Raw genomic sequence first — 272 nt, 5'->3', positions numbered from 1 at the left:
GTGCTGTCCGTTGCTGGTCTCGCGTTCGCCGGTGGTGTCTTCGCCGGTCCGATCGCCGCCCACGCCGCCACCCCGGTGGATGCCAAGCCGGCCGCGGTGGCCGTGCAGACCACTGCCCCGAAGCCGCAGGGCGACCAGTCGCACATCTCCCTGAACGATGAGCAGACCGCCAACGTCAAGGCGATCATCGCCGCGACGAAGAAGGCCGGCCTGCCCGAGCGCGCCGCGGTCATCTCGATCGCGACGAGCCTGCAGGAGTCGAAGCTGGACAA

At 69.5% G+C, this 272-nt stretch carries 1 pseudogene; it reads left to right on the top strand.

Features of this window, described 5'->3' with window-relative positions:
- A pseudogene (locus ACLQ29_RS35545) lies at positions 1-272 on the top strand (hypothetical protein); the annotation flags it as partial.

It is taken from the genome of Micromonospora sp. DT228 (genome assembly GCF_049841595.1).
Lineage (GTDB): Bacteria > Actinomycetota > Actinomycetes > Mycobacteriales > Micromonosporaceae > Micromonospora.
The sequence above is the reverse complement of the archived record's forward strand: the minus strand, read 5'-3'. Positions and strand labels throughout refer to the sequence as shown.